Annotated in this window: 15 protein-coding genes; 9 read left to right on the forward strand and 6 right to left on the reverse strand. The window is 71.2% G+C overall.

What is annotated here, in order from left to right:
* Position 1: 1 nt before the first annotated feature.
* Positions 2-2,932 (forward strand): hypothetical protein, encoded by a 2,931-nt coding sequence (locus tag ACFYQ6_RS09185; RefSeq protein WP_388761962.1) that lies wholly within the window; start codon positions 2-4, stop codon positions 2,930-2,932.
* Positions 2,933-3,075: 143 nt separating this feature from the next.
* On the opposite strand, the gene ACFYQ6_RS09190 is transcribed toward ACFYQ6_RS09185, so the two are convergent.
* On the reverse strand, positions 3,076-3,723 hold the full coding sequence (locus tag ACFYQ6_RS09190; protein ID WP_361576889.1) for a type III effector protein: 648 nt from the start codon (positions 3,721-3,723) through the stop codon (positions 3,076-3,078).
* A 125-nt stretch (positions 3,724-3,848) separates the two neighbouring features.
* Between ACFYQ6_RS09190 and ACFYQ6_RS09195 the strand changes: the two genes are divergently transcribed.
* Both ACFYQ6_RS09195 and ACFYQ6_RS09200 read left to right on the forward strand, forming a co-directional pair.
* Positions 3,849-4,283, forward strand: a complete 435-nt coding sequence (locus tag ACFYQ6_RS09195) for an Hsp20/alpha crystallin family protein (RefSeq protein ID WP_356741339.1) — start codon at positions 3,849-3,851, stop codon at positions 4,281-4,283.
* Between the two features lie 222 nt (positions 4,284-4,505).
* Positions 4,506-4,940 (forward strand): DUF2267 domain-containing protein, encoded by a 435-nt coding sequence (locus ACFYQ6_RS09200; protein WP_361576893.1) that lies wholly within the window; start codon positions 4,506-4,508, stop codon positions 4,938-4,940.
* A gap of 274 nt (positions 4,941-5,214) precedes the next feature.
* On the opposite strand, the gene ACFYQ6_RS09205 is transcribed toward ACFYQ6_RS09200, so the two are convergent.
* Positions 5,215-5,880 (reverse strand): lysophospholipid acyltransferase family protein, encoded by a 666-nt coding sequence (locus tag ACFYQ6_RS09205; protein WP_361576896.1) that lies wholly within the window; start codon positions 5,878-5,880, stop codon positions 5,215-5,217.
* A gap of 327 nt (positions 5,881-6,207) precedes the next feature.
* On the opposite strand from ACFYQ6_RS09205, the gene ACFYQ6_RS09210 reads away from it, so the two are divergent.
* Together ACFYQ6_RS09210 and ACFYQ6_RS09215 are read left to right on the forward strand one after the other, a co-directional pair.
* On the forward strand, positions 6,208-6,777 hold the full coding sequence (locus ACFYQ6_RS09210; RefSeq protein ID WP_361576899.1) for a PadR family transcriptional regulator: 570 nt from the start codon (positions 6,208-6,210) through the stop codon (positions 6,775-6,777).
* Complete coding sequence (locus tag ACFYQ6_RS09215) at positions 6,764-7,597, forward strand: SGNH/GDSL hydrolase family protein (RefSeq protein ID WP_388761967.1); 834 nt, start codon at positions 6,764-6,766, stop codon at positions 7,595-7,597. Before ACFYQ6_RS09210 ends, ACFYQ6_RS09215 begins: the two co-directional genes overlap by 14 nt.
* A gap of 17 nt (positions 7,598-7,614) precedes the next feature.
* On the opposite strand, the gene ACFYQ6_RS09220 is transcribed toward ACFYQ6_RS09215, so the two are convergent.
* Positions 7,615-10,719, reverse strand: coding sequence for an ATP-binding protein (locus ACFYQ6_RS09220; RefSeq protein WP_388761970.1), 3,105 nt, complete (start codon positions 10,717-10,719; stop codon positions 7,615-7,617).
* Complete coding sequence (locus tag ACFYQ6_RS09225) at positions 10,716-11,015, reverse strand: trypco2 family protein (protein ID WP_356741349.1); 300 nt, start codon at positions 11,013-11,015, stop codon at positions 10,716-10,718. Before ACFYQ6_RS09225 ends, ACFYQ6_RS09220 begins: the two co-directional genes overlap by 4 nt.
* Positions 11,016-11,392: 377 nt before the next feature.
* Between ACFYQ6_RS09225 and ACFYQ6_RS09230 the strand changes: the two genes are divergently transcribed.
* Positions 11,393-11,521, forward strand: a complete 129-nt coding sequence (locus ACFYQ6_RS09230) for an LPFR motif small protein (RefSeq protein WP_356741351.1) — start codon at positions 11,393-11,395, stop codon at positions 11,519-11,521.
* Positions 11,522-11,787: 266 nt separating this feature from the next.
* Positions 11,788-13,443: a catalase gene (locus tag ACFYQ6_RS09235; RefSeq protein ID WP_361576910.1), complete on the forward strand. Its 1,656-nt coding sequence runs from the start codon at positions 11,788-11,790 to the stop codon at positions 13,441-13,443.
* Positions 13,444-13,596: 153 nt separating this feature from the next.
* Here the strand turns inward: ACFYQ6_RS09235 and ACFYQ6_RS09240 are convergent, their stop codons facing one another.
* Both ACFYQ6_RS09240 and ACFYQ6_RS09245 read right to left on the reverse strand, forming a co-directional pair.
* The gene (locus ACFYQ6_RS09240; protein ID WP_388762242.1) at positions 13,597-14,892 is read right to left on the reverse strand and encodes a PP2C family protein-serine/threonine phosphatase; all 1,296 of its coding nucleotides are present in this window, start codon (positions 14,890-14,892) and stop codon (positions 13,597-13,599) included.
* A gap of 374 nt (positions 14,893-15,266) precedes the next feature.
* Positions 15,267-15,701, reverse strand: a complete 435-nt coding sequence (locus ACFYQ6_RS09245; RefSeq protein WP_361576913.1) for a hypothetical protein — start codon at positions 15,699-15,701, stop codon at positions 15,267-15,269.
* A 146-nt stretch (positions 15,702-15,847) separates the two neighbouring features.
* On the opposite strand from ACFYQ6_RS09245, the gene ACFYQ6_RS09250 reads away from it, so the two are divergent.
* Both ACFYQ6_RS09250 and ACFYQ6_RS09255 read left to right on the forward strand, forming a co-directional pair.
* Positions 15,848-16,912: a MerR family transcriptional regulator gene (locus ACFYQ6_RS09250; RefSeq protein WP_388762245.1), complete on the forward strand. Its 1,065-nt coding sequence runs from the start codon at positions 15,848-15,850 to the stop codon at positions 16,910-16,912.
* Between the two features lie 16 nt (positions 16,913-16,928).
* Positions 16,929-17,438: a hypothetical protein gene (locus ACFYQ6_RS09255; protein ID WP_361576916.1), complete on the forward strand. Its 510-nt coding sequence runs from the start codon at positions 16,929-16,931 to the stop codon at positions 17,436-17,438.
* Positions 17,439-17,544: the final 106 nt, after the last annotated feature.

Raw genomic sequence — 17,544 nt, forward strand, 5'->3', positions numbered from 1 at the left:
GATGCCGACCGCACCCCAGACCACCGACGAGCTGTACCAGGCGCTCCAGGAGAACGACCGGCTCCCGTACGGCCGCATCCGTACCGTCACGGCCGAGGAGCTCGTGGACGCCGCGGAGCGGTTCGACGAGCCCGTCCCGCTCATTCACGCGCTCCTCGAACTCCAGGAGGCGTACACCTACGGCTCCGAGCCCCGGAAGTCACCCGTCGTCTTCGCCCGGCTCCTCGCCCTCTTCGACGAGCAGCCCGACATCTTCGACGCCCGCCTGCGCCACACCCTGTTCTGGCGGTTCAAGTGGGTGGCCAACGCGCTGCGCCAGCTGCCCGAGATGCCGCTGGCCAGCCTGCGCCAGTGGCTGACGGAGATGGGCGAGCGGTACGAGAAGGAGGGCTTCGGCCTCCAGCCCTACTACGGGCAGGCCTACCAGCTCGCCGCCCACCTCGGGAAGGACACCACCCCGGCCTACGAGCTGTGGGCCGGCCGCACCCGCACCCCGCTCAGCGACTGCGAGGCATGCGAGATCTGCGAGCGCGCCCTGTACCACCTCGTGGCGGGCGACGACGAACGGGCACTGCGCGCCTGGGAGCCCGTACTGGCGGGAACGGAGTCCTGCAAGGAGGAGCCCGCCCGCTCCGTCTCGTACGCCCTCCTGCCCCTGCTGCGCACCGGCCGGACCGACGAGGCCCGCCGGCTGCACCTGGCCGGCTACCGCAGCTGCCGCCGCAACACCTCGATGTCCGGGGAGGTCGGCCGTCACCTGGAGTTCTGCGCGCTGACCGGCAACGAGGCGCGTGGTCTGGAGCTGCTCGCCGAGAACCGGAGCCTGTTCGACGAGGTGGACTCGCCGCTCTCGCAGTTCGACTTCCTGACGGGTGTGGAAGTCCTCCTCCAGCGCGTCGAGGTCCTCGGCCGCGGAGACCTGCCCGCCGCCGGATTCGCCGGCCGCGCCTGGACGGTGTCCGGCCTGCGCGCCGAGGTGCGGGACCGCGCCGACGACCTCGCCGCCCGCTTCGACGCGCGCAACGAGACCACGGCCCACACCGACCGCCGCGCGGCGCGCCTGGAACGTGCCCCGCTCCTCGACGCGCTGGAACTCACCCTGCGCACCCGCAGCCTCGACGACCGGGCTCCGGCCGCCCCGGTGGCCCCGTCCGCCCGCACGGCCGTCGAGCCTGAGAAAGCGCTGCCCGAACTCATTCTCCAGGCACGGGCGCTGGACGAGCAGGGGCACCCGGACGCACAGGCATGCTGGGCACAGCTCCGCATACGCGTCGCCACCCCGGACTACGCCCACCCCGACGATCCCTCCGTGGGTTCGCTGGTGCGGCTCCGGGCGGACCTGCTGGACGACGAGGCGAGCAGGGCCGGTGAGAAAGACGCGTTCGAGGACTGCGCCGCGCTCCACGAGGAGGCCGCAGGCCTGTACGACGACGGCGGCCTGCCGGGTCAGGCAGCCGTGGCCCGCGCCTGTGCCGTGCTCGCGGCGGCCGAAATCCCGGGAGAGGACGGCGAGGGGCCCGAGAGGCGGGCCGCCGCGCTGACGGCCGCGCACGCCTCCATCGTCGGTCTGCACGAGGACGCTGCCGCCCTTGCCCCTTACCAGGAGGCGCGCCTGCTGCGGCTGCGTGCGACGGCGCTCGGTCTGCGGTTGCAGGCATCGGGGAGCCAGGACCATGTCGCCCCGGTCTTCGCCGAGCTGGAGCTGCTGCACACGTTCGCGGCCCGGCACGGGATCCGTGGCCAGGTCTCCGGTGCCCGGATGCTGGGGGCCACCACTCATGCGCTGTCAGGGGATCTGCCCGCCGCGATCACGGAGGTCGACACCCTTCTGCCCGGCCTCCGGGAGGAGGGGCCCGCCTGGCACCTGCCCCGGGTGCTCGGTCTGCGGGGCAGGCTGCTGCTCGGACTGCAGGACGCGGAGGCCGCGCACGCCAGTCTGTCGGAAGGTCTGCGGCTGGCCGCCGACTGGCCGGCCGGAACGGGGGACGCCACCCGCCTCCACAGCGATCTGGCCGAGGCCTGCATGCATCTCGGCCGCCCCGAGGAGGCGCTGCGGCACCTGACGCGCTCGGCTGAGCTGGACCTCCGCGACGGCAACAGGACGGACGCGTTCTGCACGTACAGCAACGCGGCACAGCTCAGCCTGGACCTCGGTCGTGTCGAGGACTGCATCGCCCTGCTCGACTCCCTGCTCGGCGAGCCGGACGTGGTCGCGGGGGAGCTGGACGACCGCCTCGTGGCGCAGCTGCGTCTCACGCGCGCCCGTGCGCTGCGCGCCGGGGAGGATGTGAAGGCCGCCACGGTGGAACTGGTGGAACTCGCTGCCCTGTCGGCGACCTGGGACGACGACCCGGGCAGCCACGCCATGATCGCCGCGGAGGCGGCTGTGCTGCTCGGTGAATCCGGCGACTTCGACCGGGCGGGCGAAGCCGCGGCCCAGGCACTCGCCGCTCACGCCCGGGCTCCGCGCTACGAGCAGATCAGCAACTGCCTCCGCGAGATCGCCCGCCTCCAGGCACAGCGGCAGGGTCCCGACGGCCTGGCCGGCGCCCTGGCCCGCCTCGCCGACGCCGGCCGGATCGCCGAGGAGGCCCAGGCGGCCGGGTACGAGACGCACGGCCGCAGTCTGGAGACCGCGCTGGCCTACGAGCACGGACGGGTCCAGGCGTACGCCGGTGAGTACGAGGACGCCCTGATCGCCCTGGACAAGGCCCTCGCTCTGCTCGGCGAGCCGGGAGCGGAGGAGGAGCGTGCGGCCGAGTGGGCCGAGTGCGTCCGGCTCGCGGGTGCTGTGGAGGGCATCTACCTGGAGCGACCTGCCCCCGCGCTGTTGCGCCTGGACGCGGCGATATCGCGCCTGTCCGCTCTCGGCCACACCGAGGAGGCCGAGCCGCTGACCGCCTTGGCCGCCCGGCTGCGCGACGAGGAGTAGGGCGCCGGGAACGAGGTGGGCCCACGGCGGATCGCCGGGGGCCCACCGCTTCTCGCCACGTCTCTCGTACCCGGCGGAGCCGGCCGAGCCGCCCGGCACGCGCGGACCCCCGCACACCCTGCGTACGGAGCATGCGTCAGGGATCAGAGCGCGCCCCGCTGGTCGTTGCTGTCCTTGCGCAGCCGGTCGGTGTGACGGCTGATGGAGTCGACGCGCGCGGCCAGGTCGGGGTGATTGGCCGCCAGGTGTGTGTGGGCGTCGGCAAGCGGGGCGATGAGACGGGCGGCGTCGTCCTCGGCGAGGGCGGCCGAGAGCCGGGTGAGCTGCGCACTGGGGATGTCGGTGAGGGCGGTGATCTGGCCGGCGATCTGCCGGAGGTCCGCCGAGTGGTCGCGTGCCCAGGTGGTGACGCTTCGGTCCGCCGCGCGGTCGCTGCGGGTGGCCTGCACGCGCTGCTCGCCGGTGGTCCCCGGAGCCCCGGGACGTACGCGCAGATAGCGGCGCTCCGCGGCCTGACGGCTGGTGACGCCGAGGGGCTGGGCGAGGTCGGCCCAGCTGGTACCTGCCGCGCGGGCCGCTTCGATCAGCCCCGGTTCCCACCCGGCCAGTCGGTCACGCAGCTCCCGCAGGAGGAGCAGAGCGGCCAGTGCCTGCTCGGAGCTGGCCTGTTCCCCCGCGGAGTCTTCGCCGGGGGGCGGCGCCTGAGCAATGCGGACGGCCTCGTCGATGGCGCTGAGCGCCGTCGTGGCAGCGGCGAACGACGTCGGTTCGCCTGGTCGGGATGGCTTCATGGGTCCCCTTCGCACTGTCACCCTTCGGACGACATCGTAGTTGTCATCGTTTGGATGACATGTTACAACGGACTCAGACGAAGCGCATTGGCAGTTTCTGCCTGACCCATGGAGGTGTTTTCGCGATGTTGATGCGCACTGACCCGTTCCGCGAACTCGACCGGCTCGCCCAGCAGCTCACGGGCGTTTCCGGCACCTGGTCCAAGCCCTCGGCGATGCCGATGGACGCGTATCGCGAGGGCGAGGAGTACGTGATCGCCCTCGACCTGCCGGGTGTCGCCAAGGACGCGATCGAGATCGACGTCGAACGGAACATGCTCACCGTCAAGGCGGAGCGCCGGCCCCTCACCGTCGGCGACGACGTGCAGGTGGAACTCTCCGAGAGGCCCCTGGGCGTCTTCTCCCGCCAGCTGGTCCTGGCCGACACCCTGGACACGGAGCGCATCAGGGCCGACTACGACGCAGGGGTGCTGACCCTGCGCATCCCGATCGCGGAGCGGGCCAAGCCCCGCAAGATCGCCATCGGTGACGCGTCGACCCACAAGCAGATCGGCGTCTGACCCGGGCCCCCCGCACCGTGGGGCGGCCCGTTCCCGGAGGAACGGGCCGCCCCACGGTGACGCACCGGACCGACTGGGAGGGTGACTTCCGCCCCCGAGGGCAGGCCCTCGTCGGTCACGCCGGGCCCGGCCTCTGCAGGACCTTCCCCCGACAACCACCAGCGCGGCTGCCGGCTCTCCCCGTCACCGGCGGCAGCCGCTCCCAGAAAGGGCAGTCCACCCATGCGCTCCCCTCGTGAAACGGCCCGCGTCACCCCGAGCATGACGTTCGGTCAGATGCTGGAGAAGATCAGGTACGAGGGCGCGTACCCCACACGCGAGCGAGCCGAGGCCGTCACGCACGCCGTGCTGGCCGGCCTCGGCCGTCAGCTCACCGGGGACGAACGCGTCCGTCTCGCCGCATGCCTCCCCGCAGAAGCCGCCCGCACCTTCGCGGCCCAGATCCCTGACCCCAAGCCCTTCACCGGCTGGGGATTCGTCAAGGACCTCGCCGCCCGCACCGGGGGCACTCCCGCCACCGTGCGATGGGACACCGGAGCGGTACTCGCCACGGTCGCCGACCTCGCCGGCCCCGGCCTCCTCGACGATGTCCTCGCCCAGCTCCCCTCCGGCTACGCCCTGCTGTTCGGCCGCGCGGAGCTCATCCAGGCCGCGTGAGGATCGGCCAGTCAGGGCACGGCGGCAGTTCCCCTCGGGGCGGGCGGCCGACGCCGCTCCAGACGCCCGCCGGTCCTGACCGCCGGTGAGGCCGGTGGCCGGGGGCGGGGAGGTCGTCCTCGACCGGACGCCCTCCCCGCCCCCGGCCACCGGGAGGCGCTCCCTGTCCCGGTTCCGCCCGTCCCGTCGTCGGGCGGTGCCGGACCATCAGAGCGCGACGGTGCCGGATCCACTCCCCGCGCGGGCCTCGGCTCGGCGAGTGGTCCGCCACGGATCAGGCGGCGAGCGCCGCGGCCTCGCCCAGGTGGGCAGCCGCCGTCCGCCAGGCGGTCGTCACCGCGTCCCGCGCCCGCACCGTCCGAAGGGCGTGATCACCCGTCAGGACCAACGGCGCGCCTACGTGTACATGCAGGCCCGGCCGTCGTACGGGCGCCGTCGCCAGCCCGGCGAGCTGCTTGACCGTGCTGCCCGAGGTGACCCGGCGGGCGCCGGCCTGGCCCACGGGCACCACAGGGGCGCCGGTGCGTGCGGCGAGCCGGGCCAGGCCGCTGCGGAATGCTTCCGGAGCCGCCTCCTCGGCGTCCCTGCGGCGCGGCAGCCCGCCCTCGGCGTAGATGAGAACCAGCCGCCCCTGCTCCAGTGCGTCGGCCGCCGCGTCCAGCGCGGCTGCGGCGCGCCGGTCGCCCCGGAAGACGGGAATGTGACCCTCGCGGACGAGCGCGCGACCGAGCAGCGGGACACGCCACAACCCCGCCGCCGCCATGATGACCGGCTCCGCTCCACCGAGGCGGCGCAGGGCGGCGATCACGATGGCAGGGTCCGCCAGCGACGTGTGGTTGGCGGCGATGATGCTGCCCGGCGCGAGCGCCGCCTCCGGGTCGGCGGTGACCGACAGGCGGCCGACGGCGGGCACGAGCACGTCGGCGATTCGGCTGAGCATGGACGGTCTCCCGGTCTCGACGAAGTTGATCCTCATCGTCGGCGGCCGGCCCGGGCGCGGCGTGAGCGGTCGTACTCATCTTCGGCACCCGCTCTACTCAGACGTCGCCCCGGCATCTCCGCCGACATGTGCTCGCCGCCCGGCCCTGAACAACTGCCGCTGGAGCGGGGCGAATGCGCAGCGCCGCGGCCCACCGGAGGTGCTTCACGCCGTGGTCCTCGACCGGTGGACGGAGAGCGTTCCCTTCATAGTCAAGAATGCGACTATTCAATTTGTTTACTATGCTGCCAGCGGCTGACGGGGACGACTTGAGAGGGGGCTGCGTCGATGGCCTTGCGGCATGCCGTGCTGGCGGCGCTCCTGGACGGTGAGTACAGCGGATACCAGTTGGCGAAGGCGTTCGACATCGGCGTGGCGAACTTCTGGCACGCCCTGCCCCAGCAGTTGTACGCCGAGTTGACCAAGCTGGAGAAGGAAGGGCTGGTCGCGGGCCGGCAGGTGGTCCAGGAGACCCGGCCCAACAAACGCCTGTTCCGCGTCACCGACGCCGGCCGCGCCGAGCTGGAGGAGTTCGCCGCGGCCGTGTCCAAGCCCTCGTTCATCCGCGACGACCTGCTCGTCAAGGTCCAGGTCGCCGACCGCATCGGTACCGCGGCCGTGATCGGGCAGCTCGAGGAGCGGGCGTCCGCGGCCGAGGCCAAGATCGAGCTCCTCGGCTCGCTGTTGCGGCAACTGCGCGGCGACACCGCCGAGGAGGAGTTCCTGCGCCGGGGCGAGCGCATCGGGCCCTACCTGACCTGCCTGCGCGGCCTGGCGTTCGAACAGGAACACCTGGACTGGTGCCGGAGGATCGCGGCCGTTCTCAAGGAGAGGCAGTCCACCCGTGCCGAGCGGTGAGTACGTGCGCTACGTCGCACTGGGCGACAGCCAGACAGAAGGCCTCGGCGACGGGGACGACACCACCGGCCTCCGAGGGTTCGCCGACCGGCTTGCCGAGCACCTCACGGCGGTCGAACCCCGACTCCACTACGCCAATCTGGCCGTTCGGGGCAGAGTCGCCGCGCAGGTGCGTGCCGAACAGCTGGGGCCCGCCCTGGCCCTGCGGCCCGATCTGGCCACCGTCGTCGCCGGCGTCAACGACCTGCTCCGGCCACGGTTCGACGCAACCGAGGTGGCCGGCCACCTGGAAGAGATGTTCGCCGCCCTCACAGGCGCCGGGACCCACGTCGTGACTCTGACCTTCCCCGACGTGGGAAAGATCGCGCCCCTCGCCCGGCCCGTCAGATCCCGTGTGTTCGATCTCAACGCCCGTATCCGCGAGGCAGCCGCCCGGCACGGCGTCGTGGTCGCCGACACCGCACGGCACTCCGTCTCCACCGACCCGCGGCTGTGGACCGCGGACCGCCTCCACGCCAGCCCTCTCGGCCACGAACGGATCGCCGCGGCCCTGGCCCGTGCCATCCAGCTGCCTGGCTTCGACGACGCGTGGACGTACCCACTTCCGCCCCAGTCGGCGCCCGGCCGCCTGCAAGCGGCAGGACGCGAGCTGAGCTGGGCGGTCACCTTCCTCGGCCCCTGGCTCGGACGCCGACTGCGAGGCCGGTCGTCGGGAGACGGCCGCACCGCGAAGCGCCCCCGGCTCCTGCCGCTGGACGTCGTGTCCGGCATGCCCGCGGAGGGGAGCCGGGCAGCCCCACCGGCCGCGGACACGGCATAGAGCTCTGCTCCGCCGCCTCACCCCCCGTGCTGCGAGCGCCCGTCGAGTTCGGCCAGCCGCTCGCGGCACCTGGCGGCTGTGCTGTCCGCGCCGAGTTCCTCGTAGATGCCGAGTGCTTCCGTGTACGCGGCCCGTGCCTCGGCGCCGGACGGCAGCACGCCCGCCGACGCGTACAGGACGTCGGCGCGGCCGCGGCGGGAGCCGACACGATCGAAGGCGGCGAGCGCCTCCTCGTAGGCGGCTCGCGCCCGGTCCGGGCGGCCTTCGGCGTGCTCGGTGTCGCCCAGGGCCCGCAGCGTGAAGCCCAGGCCGCCCGCGTTGCCCAGATCGCGATGGATCCCGGCGGACCGGGTGAGCGTCTCGCGGGCCTCCGCGTAGTCGCCACGCAGACGCTGCACGTCACCGAGGCCGCGCAGCATGTCGGCCTCCCCACGCCGGTCGCCGATACGCCGGGACAGCTCGCAGGCCCGGACGAAGAGGGCGGCGGCCTCCTCGTGCCGTCCGCCCACCCGGGCCACGTGCCCGAGGCCGCGCAACGACTGAGCCTGTCCGCGCACGTCACCGATCTCCTCGTACGTCGCCAGCGCGGTGAGATAGCCCTCGTGCGCCTCCTCCCCCCTGCCCTGGTTGCGCGCGATGTCTGCCAGGCCCCGCGTCGCCTGTGCCTCACCCCTGCGGTCGCCGAGTCCGGCGTACAGCTCACGCGCGCGCCGGAACTTCTCCGCGCCCTCCTTGTAGCGCCCCCTGGAGACGCTGACGTTGGCCAGCCCCCAGAACGTGTCGGCCAGGCCGGCCCGGTCGTCGAGTTCCTCGTAGATGTGCTGAACCCCGGTGAGGAGCTCGTGCGCGTCCTCGTAGCGACTGCGGGCGCGTTCCGTCTCGGCGAGGCCCCACAACGCGTCCGCCTGTCCCCGCCGGTCGCCCAGGGCCTCGTACAGATCACCGGCGGCCCGGTAGTTGTCCCGGGCGGCGGCCAGGTCGCCCTTCGTACGCTCGGTGTCGGCCAGCCCGCGCAGAGCGTCGGCGCGGCTCGGACGGTCGTGGTCGGTCTCGGCGGCGTCCCTCATAGTGCTCCAGATCCTCGCGAGTTCGGTGGTACCACCGAGCCTGCCCAGGACAGCGTGCGCCAGCGCGGCGAGACGCCTGGCATGCGGGGAGCGGCGTTCGACGGCGGCCACGGTCACGGCGATCAGGTTGGTGCGCTCCTTCTCCAGCCAGGCCCGAGCGGCACCAGGTTCGCCCGTACCGGAGGCCAGCGCGTCCCGCTCCGCCTCGCCCCGGCTCAGAAGATGCGTGAAGAGCCGGTCGAGTGCCTCGTCCCAGCGCTCCTGCGGCTCCTGTTCGACCGCCAGGTTCCGGGCATAGGCGAGGAACAGATCGTGGAAACCGAAGCGCCCCCGTCCTTGGCGTTGCAGCAGGTGCCTCGCGGCGAGGTCGGCCATCCTGCGACGGCACTCACGCGCCGTCGTACCGGACATCGCCGCGCACGCCTCGGCCTCCAGTTCGGACCCAGGATGCATCGCCAGGACCCTCAGGAGCCGGGCCTGCGCAGGGTCGGCCGCCTCCAGTGCCTGCCAGGACACCTCGAAGGCGGCGCCGACCCGCCGGTCGGCATCGGGTATCTCCAGCAGGGGGGACGCCGCCTCCCGCATGGCTGCGAGCAGGTCCTCCGGCTCCTCGAAGCGCAGCCGGGCGGCGACCGCCTGCACGGCCAGCGGGAGGAACCCACACGCCCGGCAGATCTCCTCCAGAGCGGGATCCGCCGCCTCCTCCGCGGGAAGCCCCGCACTTGCCACCAGGAGCCGTACCGCCTCGTCGGCGGGCAGGATGTCGAGCTCGGTGAGCGTGATGCGGTCGGGATCGTGCAACGCCATCCGGCTGGTGATCAGGACGAGACTGCTGTCGTCGCCCGGGAGCAGGCACGCCACCTGCTCCAGCGACGCCGCGTTGTCGAGCAGCAGCAGGCCACGTCTGCCGTGCAGCCAGTTACGCCACAGCGCGGCCTTCGCCTCCAGATCCGGTGCGTCGTCGCCGCGGATTCCCGCCCAGGTGAGGAGAGCCTCCATCGCGGCCTGCGCGTCCAGCGGAGCCCGGTCGGGGGTGTGGCCGTACAGGTCGAGCTCGAACTGAGCGTCGGGGAAGTCGGAAGCCAGCTGGTGGGCCAGATGACGGGCGAGGGCGGACTTGCCGACGCCCGGCATCCCGACGATGGCGTGCACCAGCTCGGGCCGGCCGGTGAGGTTCCCTGCCACCATTTCGGGCAAGCGGCGGCGCTCGGCCTCCCGGTCCACGATTCTGCGCGGCGGCGCCTTCAGCGTCGTGCGCACCCCGGCCGCCGGCCCCGGCCCGGCAGGCAACCGGACGGATTCCACCGGGCGTTCGGGGTCGAGCGCACGTAACAGCGGCTCACGGCCGGTCAGCTCGCGCAGCACGGCCAGGAACCCGGGGTCCGCGAGCAGAGCCCGCACCGGGACGGCCGTCAGCCGCCGTCCCTCGTACGGCCGGTCGCTCCAGGCGACGACGCCGAGCAGGGCGCCGCTCTTGTGGACGACCGCGCTGCCGGACATGCCCGACCACTGATCCCAGCCTGCGGGCCAGGCGGTGGACACGTCGACGGCGTAACGGTCGCTGCGCGTGTACGTCAGCGGGTCCAGGACGCCGCGCACCGTCTCGGTCTCGGTACCGTCGCCGGTGCTGCGCGCGGCTGCCGCGGACATGCCGGTGACGGCGACGGCGACCGGTTCGGTGCCCGCCACCTCGGCCCAGCGTGGCTCGGGAACACCGTGTGCACCGGCGGCGTCCGGCCCTTCGACGGCGAGACGAAGCAGCGCCGCGTCGAGCGCCGCGTCCCCCTGCCGCGCGACCGTGCACGGCACCGGATCGGCGAGGCGCACGGCCCCGCGGCCCCCGATGACCGACCTGACGGTGATGTCCGGGCGAGGCCGGCCGTCAGCGAACGTCACGCCGTGCCGCGAGGTGAGCACCAGCAGGGGCGTGAGCAGTCGCCCGGACGAGAACTCCTTGCGCCCCTCGGCATCCGCCGGGCCCGCTGTGACCGCGACGAGCCCCGGGTGGAGCGGAGCGGTCCCGTCGTGCGCACCCCCGGCCCGCGGAGCGCTCACCGCCGGCCGGAGACGGTGGCGGAGTCGCCGGTCAGGGTGTCGCGCACGTCCAGCTTGAGGCGCAGGCGATGGGTCGTGCCCTGGGAGACCTTCGCGTCGGCACCGAGCTTGACCACGCCGAGGCGAACACCGCCCGACCCGCCGGCGTCCTTCCGTACCTCGACGAGGAACTCCATCTCCACCTCGGCGATGTGGAACTGGAGGCGGGCGTCCTTGCCGTACTCCTGTGCCTCGGCCAGCTGCGTGCGCAACTGTTCGATCGCCTCGGTGATCTCGTTGCCGTCCGTCGTCGTCATCCCGGGCCCCCGTCGCTGCCGATCATCTGCCGCCGCATCCTGCCGTACGGCCCCCCGCGCCCGCCACCCCCGCCCGGCGGTGACCCCGTACGCCGCCGGTCCTTTCGGCGGCCGCATTCTGCCCTCAGGAAAAGAACCGGATTACCCCAGCTCCGGCAGTTGTGCGCCGGTGAGGGGAGGGGCCGGCAGGAACCGGCACTTTCTCCGTCGGTAAAGCGATGGATGCGCCTTGCGGTGGGAGGAGGACATTCACCGGACCCCGATGCGAGGAAGCTACGCACAAACGCCTGGTTTCCTCGAATCGCACGGGGGTACGAGCCGGATGAACCTGATCTCGGCACCGCAGAGAGGTCGAGACACCGAAAAGGAGGAATCCCGTGTTCAAGGCAGTCGCTGACGTTCTCCGTTCCATCGGTGGAGCCATCGCAACCGTTGTGACCCTTCCCTTCCGCGCTGTGGCCCGCCTCTTCAGTGGAGCCTCCGACACCGCGCACGGCCACCACTGACCTGCCGCCGGGAAGGTCGGCACCAGGTTTCCGGAACGCATGTACGCGCGCCCCGGCACGGGACCGCCTTCGTCCTGACAGGGGCGCCGGCATGCACCTTCATGGCTCGGCCAAACGCGGCAGGCGAATGAACGACCGTCCTGCCTGACGGCCAGTCGGCTCCTTATCGGCGGCAGATGGCGGACATCCGCTCGTATTTCCTCTCCGTCCCGCTCCAGGTGGGAACAGTCGGTCGACACGGACCGCATGGAGAGGGAGTACAGGCCATGACCGATACCGAAAGTGTGAAGCCCGGCGAAGACGAAAAGCGCCCGGTGCTGACCAACCGGCAGGGACACCAGGTCTACGACAACCAGAATCAGCGCACGGTCGGCGCGCGCGGGCCCGCGACTCTGGAGAACTACCAGTTTCTGGAGAAGATCAGTCACTTCGACCGGGAGCGCATTCCGGAGCGTGTCGTTCACGCACGCGGAGTGACCACGTACGGCTATTTCGAGGCGTACGGAAAGTGGGGCGACGAGCCGATCGGCCAGTACACCCGTGCCAAGCTGTTCGCAGCGGGCAAGCGTACGGACGTAGCGGTGCGCTTCTCCACCGTCATCGGCGGCAGGGACTCCTCCGAGGCGGCGCGAGACCCGCGAGGGTTCGCGGTGAAGTTCTACACCGAGGACGGCAACTGGGACCTCGTCGGCAACAACCTCGGCGTGTTCTTCATCAGGGACGCCATCAAGTTCCCCGACGTGATCCATGCGCTCAAGCCCGACCCGGTGAGCCACGAGCAGAAGCCGGCGCGCATCTTCGACTTCATGTCGCAGACCCCCGAGAGCATGCACATGCTCGTGAACCTGTTCAGCCCGCGCGGTATCCCCTCCGACTATCGCCACATGCAGGGCTTCGGAGTCAACACCTACAAGTGGGTGAACGGCGACGGCGACACCGTGCTGGTCAAGTACCACTGGATGCCGAAGCAAGGCGTGCGGAGCATGACCGAGGAGGACGCGGCGAACGTCCAGGCCGCCGACCTCGGGCACGCGACCAAGGACCTGTACGAGGCGATCGGGCGGGGCGACTTCCCCGAGTGGGAACTGGTCGTCCAGATGATGTCCGACGGCGAACACCCGGAGCTCGACTTCGACCCGCTGGACGACACGAAGACCTGGCCCGAACAGGACTTCCCGCCGCGTGCGGTGGGGCGCATGGTCCTCAACCGGGTCCCGGACAACTACTTCGCCGAGAACGAGCAGGCCTCGTTCGGTACCGGTGTCCTGGTCGACGGGCTCGACTTCTCCGACGACAAGATGCTGGTGGGCAGGACCTTCTCGTACAGCGACACCCAGCGGTACCGAGTGGGCCCGAACTACCTCCAGCTTCCGGTCAACCAGGCCAAGCACGCCCGGGTCGCCACGAACCAGCGGGACGGCCAGATGGCCTACGACAACAGCCATGGCGGTGAGAACCCCGAGGTCAACTACGAACCGTCGATCACCGGAGGCCTCCGGGAAGGCGAGTATCCGACGCACGACGAACAAGGGCCGACGATCCACGGCCGCCTCACCCGCGCGAGGCTGCCGCGCACGAACGACTACCTGCAAGCCGGCCAGCGCTATCAGCTGATGGAGCAGTGGGAGCGTGACGACCTGGTCAAGAACTTCACCGACCTCTTCGCGCAGTGCACCCGTCCGGTCCAGGAACGCATGGTGTGGCACTGCCTGATGGCGGAGACCGACCTGGGCCTGCGCGTGGGCGAGGGCCTGGGCATCGCCCCCGGAGACGTCAAGCACCTGCCGCCGCTCGCCACCCAGAACCTCAGCGACGAGGAGAGCAAGCGGCTCGCCCGCCTCGGCGAGAACCCGCCCCGGGACGTCACCGGGCTCACGATGACCCACTGCGTCCCGAACGAACGCCACGTCGTCACCCGCTGAGCCCGTCCTTCGCGCCGGGGCTCCCCGCGCGGCCGGTGCGGCCTCCCTGCCGCGCGGCACGGAGCGCCGCTCGACGACCGGACCTGGGAAAGCACGGAGGGCGCCTCACGAAGCAGTGGGGCGCCCTCTGTGCCGCCGTTCGGATGTCCGCGATCAGCCGGCGTCACCGTCCGCCGGCTGCTGCCGCCATGCGTCGGCGATGGTTTCCGGTGCGGTGGTGGGGGGCAGCCCCATCAATGCCTGCAACTGGGTGGGCTGGTAAGGAGTAGGGCCGTGCCACTCCAGGAGGAGCACGGTGGCGTCGTCCTCAAGGCGGCCGTGGTGATATTCCAGGTGGTGGCTGATCAGGCGGCGCAAGGTCTCCGGTACAGGCAGGCCGTCGGTGTGGTGGCGGATGAGGAAGTGGGTCAGACCAGCGAGGCCGAACTCCTGCCCCGTGCCGTTGCGCGCTTCGGTGATGCCGTCGGTGTAGAGCAGCAGGCGGTCACCCGGTTCGAACTGGTCGCGGGCCAGGACGCCGGGCACACCCAGCCCGGACCCCATGGGGGGAGCGGGCGGGCACGAGAGGTGCACGACCGTCCGGTTCCCACGGATGACCGCCGGGGGGTGGTGACCGTAGTTCGTCCAGGTCAGGACGCCCGTGGACAGGTGAAGGTCGGCCAGGACACCCGTGGCGTAGCGGGACCCCGCGAACTGCTCGTCCAGAGTCTTCGCGACTCCCTCAGCGGTCTGCAGGAGGTCGGCACCCTGACGCCGGAAGTTGCGAGCAGCGGCCAGGGCGAGATTCGCGGTCAGCCCGGCTGCTGTGTCGTGACCCATGGCGTCGAACACGGAAAGGTGCATGACTTCTCCCGCCAGGGCGTAGTCGAAGGCATCACCACTGACCTGGTAGGCCGGCTCCATCACAGCGCTGATCAGAACACGGTCCGTGGCGAAAGTCCGGGGCGGCATGAGGTGCCACTCCATCTCGGCCGCGACATTCATCGTGCGGCGCCGGACAAGACGGGAATACGAGTCACTCGTCCCTCGCTTGCTTTCCAGAAGAAGCGCGACGAGTCCGGCGAGCTGGTTCAGATCCTCGTCCACCTCGACCCCGGAGCCCGCGAAACCCACGCGAAGGACACCCAGGCGCTCGGCGCCGTCCAGCAGCGGGACCCACCACTGTCCCGTCGTCGCCGCGGAGGCCGGAGCGATCATTCCCAATTGGAAGGCCCGCCCGGGCACGGTTCCCTCAATGGCCAACTCTGTGGGCGCATCGTCGCCGTAGCGACTGACGTCGACATTCCCGGAAAGCAGGTAAAGCCGTTCCTGCTGCAGGTCGGCCACATAGATGAGTACCCCCGGCCAGCCTGCCCGAGCAGCGTGCGACGCCACCGTGCCCGGCAACTGCTCCAGAGTCATCAGGTGACTGGCAGCGATCAGATTTCCCAGCACGCGTGTCCGCGCCATTTCCGCGCCGTTCACCAACGACACCTTCCCTGTGGCCGAGAGAACTGCGCTACTGCTCAACAGTAACGGTGGGCCGGTACCGGGCTGCGAAGGAAACGCGCATCCCTTCTCGCAGCGCTTCGCGTCACGAACCACAGGATGAGCAACGCCCGAAACCACGGAACTCGACATGCCGCTGCGTTAAGCCGGACGGTGGGACAGAACGGAGCCGGAAAAGGCATGTGGTAACGGTCCGGAAGCAACCACTGCACCGAGCGGGACGGTCACCGGCGCGAGCGATTCTGTGCAAGTCGAGACATGCTGCGTGGGGGGCGCCCGTACCTTGTTCGGCACCACCATTGCGGCACTCTCCCGACGGGTTCCGGACGTGAGCGCTAAGCGGTCCAGCAGTAGACGCCGTGTCCCTGGGCTCGGGCGCTGCTCACGAGATCAGTCAGGTCCCCCAGGATCACGGAGGCGATGTCCGCATCCAGAACATCCCCGTCCTCCGCGCGCCGCAAGGACCACGCGGCAGCGGCGTCCTGCACGACCGACCGCTCAGCCCCGGTGAGTGCTGCGGCCAGGCGAGTCGAGATCGCGAAGACGACGCACCCGTCATCGTCCTGACCGGCGACGAACCGCGGCTCGCCGGCATCGACGAGTTCCTCGAAGCTGCCGCCGGCAAGAAGGCACTCCCACTCGATCACAGCTTCCTCGGGATCGAAGTTGCCGAAGGAGAGCGACGCGAAGACGCGGTGCGGCCCGGTCCGGAGAACCCGAGCAGCGGACGCGTCATCCGGAGCCGCGAAGAACTCGATGATGGTGCTCACCCGTTCATCATGCCGGACCACCGACGACCGCGACCGGCCGGGCACCCCCTGCTTGTCGCCGGTGGTCAGGCGGTGCCTCGGCCCAGCGCTGTTGACCTTCGAGTTGGGTGAAGCCCGATGATGGCGAGGTGCCGAACTTCGAGCTGATGCCGATCGGAATCTTCGCCCAGCGCACCGGTCTGACCTCCAGCGCCTTGCGCTTCTACGCCGACTCCGGGCTGTTGCCCCCCGCCGAGGTCGACCCGGTCACGGGCTACCGCTACTACGGCACCGACCAGGTGGAGCCTGCGACCGTGTTGCGTCGGCTCCGCGAGATCGCCATGCCCCTGGCGGGTGTGGAAGCGGTGCTCGGCTCCACGCCCCGAGAGGCACTCCGGCTGCTCGACGAGCATGTGTCCGACGTGGTCGCAGACGCGGCAGCGGCACAGCGCAAGGCCGCCGTCATCAGGTCGACGCTCAGCAACGAACCAGGTCTGCCGATCGTCGCGCTGCGGGGCCCCGTGCTGGCGGACGCGGTCGAGCAGACCCTGACCGCGTCCGCCTACGACACTGCTACGCCGGTGCTCGGCGGTCTGCGTGTCGAGACCAGCCATGAGGCGGTCGCCCTGACCGCGACCGACCGCTACCGCCTCTCCACCCGGACCCTGATGCCGGCCGAACCACCGGAGCAGAGCTGGGCCGGCACGGTGGCCGGCGACGAGTTGCGGATCGCGGTCGCAGAGATCCGCCGCAGTGCCTTGGTGCGGCTCGAAGCCGTGCCGCACGGGATCTGGCTCCGTGTGGAGGACGGGGAGGACCGGTACTGCCGTTTGCTGCCCGACGCGTATCCCGACCATCGCCTGGTGCTCGCGTCACTGGGTGCGGTCTCCACACGTGCCACGGTCTCGAAGGAATCGCTCCTACGGGCTCTGCAGGACCACCCCGGCCGGCGAACGGCGCTGCACATCGCCGACCGCACGGTCGGCGTCGCGGGAGCAGACGGCGATCAGCTCTCCACCCCGCTCCCGGCTACGGTGACCGGCCCCGCCCTCCGCATCTGGTTCGAGCTGACGACCCTCTATCCCGCCGTGAGCACGGCGATCGGCCCCGACGTCATGCTCGACCTGAGGGGACACGACCAGCCCGTGACGATCCGCTCGGCCGACCGCGGCGATCTCACCACCCTTGCCATGCCCATCAAGCCCCCCGCGAAGCCCGACGGCTCCGCCTGACACGACGAGGAACACCATGACCACCGCACCCGTCAGTTCCGACCCCACCATGGAAGCCATAGGCCGAGCTGTCGCCGAAGGCCACGCAGGTGACCCCGTCGTCGCCCGCCGGAAACTTCTGGACCTGTGGTCCTCGATCGGCGTCACCGGCGACCCGCTGCACCGCTGCTCCCTCGCCCACCACCTCGCAGACCTCTACGAAGATCCCGCCCAGGCCCTCGCCTGGGACGTCCGGGCCCTGGACGCCGCCGACGCCGTGACCGAGCAGCGCGTCCAGGAGCACCAGGCCGGACTGCACATCGCCGGCTTCTACCCCTCCCTGCACCTCAACCTGGCCGACAACTACCGCCGTCTCGGCTCCTTCGAAGCGGCCACCGAGCACATCGAGGAGGCCCGGGCGACGGCGTGCGCTCTGCCGCAGGACCCCTACGGCGACCTCCTTCGTCGCGCGGTCCAAGAAGTTGCCGAGGCCATCGCGCAGCGGGACCGTACCCGGCGAACCTCGGCACCCGGTCCGTCCACGTGACACATGCCCGGCAACTCGGCCTCGACGGTGAGGCGGAGGCCGACACCGCGGCGACCGCTTCCCGGGCCCCACCGCTGCTCCTCGGGTACGCGACCGAGCGGGCACC

It is taken from the genome of Streptomyces sp. NPDC005494 (genome assembly GCF_042872025.1).
In the GTDB taxonomy this organism is placed as follows: domain Bacteria; phylum Actinomycetota; class Actinomycetes; order Streptomycetales; family Streptomycetaceae; genus Streptomyces.

Coding starts and splice junctions, on each gene's coding strand:
- ACFYQ6_RS09225 (WP_356741349.1), bottom strand. CDS start 11,015: ATGACGACGACGGACGGCAACGAGATCACCGAGGCGATCGAACAGTTG.
- ACFYQ6_RS09190 (WP_361576889.1), bottom strand. CDS start 3,723: ATGAAGCCATCCCGACCAGGCGAACCGACGTCGTTCGCCGCTGCCACG.
- ACFYQ6_RS09200 (WP_361576893.1), top strand. CDS start 4,506: ATGCGCTCCCCTCGTGAAACGGCCCGCGTCACCCCGAGCATGACGTTC.
- ACFYQ6_RS09195 (WP_356741339.1), top strand. CDS start 3,849: ATGTTGATGCGCACTGACCCGTTCCGCGAACTCGACCGGCTCGCCCAG.
- ACFYQ6_RS09240 (WP_388762242.1), bottom strand. CDS start 14,892: ATGGCGCGGACACGCGTGCTGGGAAATCTGATCGCTGCCAGTCACCTG.
- ACFYQ6_RS09205 (WP_361576896.1), bottom strand. CDS start 5,880: ATGCTCAGCCGAATCGCCGACGTGCTCGTGCCCGCCGTCGGCCGCCTG.
- ACFYQ6_RS09250 (WP_388762245.1), top strand. CDS start 15,848: ATGCCGATCGGAATCTTCGCCCAGCGCACCGGTCTGACCTCCAGCGCC.
- ACFYQ6_RS09235 (WP_361576910.1), top strand. CDS start 11,788: ATGACCGATACCGAAAGTGTGAAGCCCGGCGAAGACGAAAAGCGCCCG.
- ACFYQ6_RS09210 (WP_361576899.1), top strand. CDS start 6,208: ATGGCCTTGCGGCATGCCGTGCTGGCGGCGCTCCTGGACGGTGAGTAC.
- ACFYQ6_RS09255 (WP_361576916.1), top strand. CDS start 16,929: ATGACCACCGCACCCGTCAGTTCCGACCCCACCATGGAAGCCATAGGC.
- ACFYQ6_RS09185 (WP_388761962.1), top strand. CDS start 2: ATGCCGACCGCACCCCAGACCACCGACGAGCTGTACCAGGCGCTCCAG.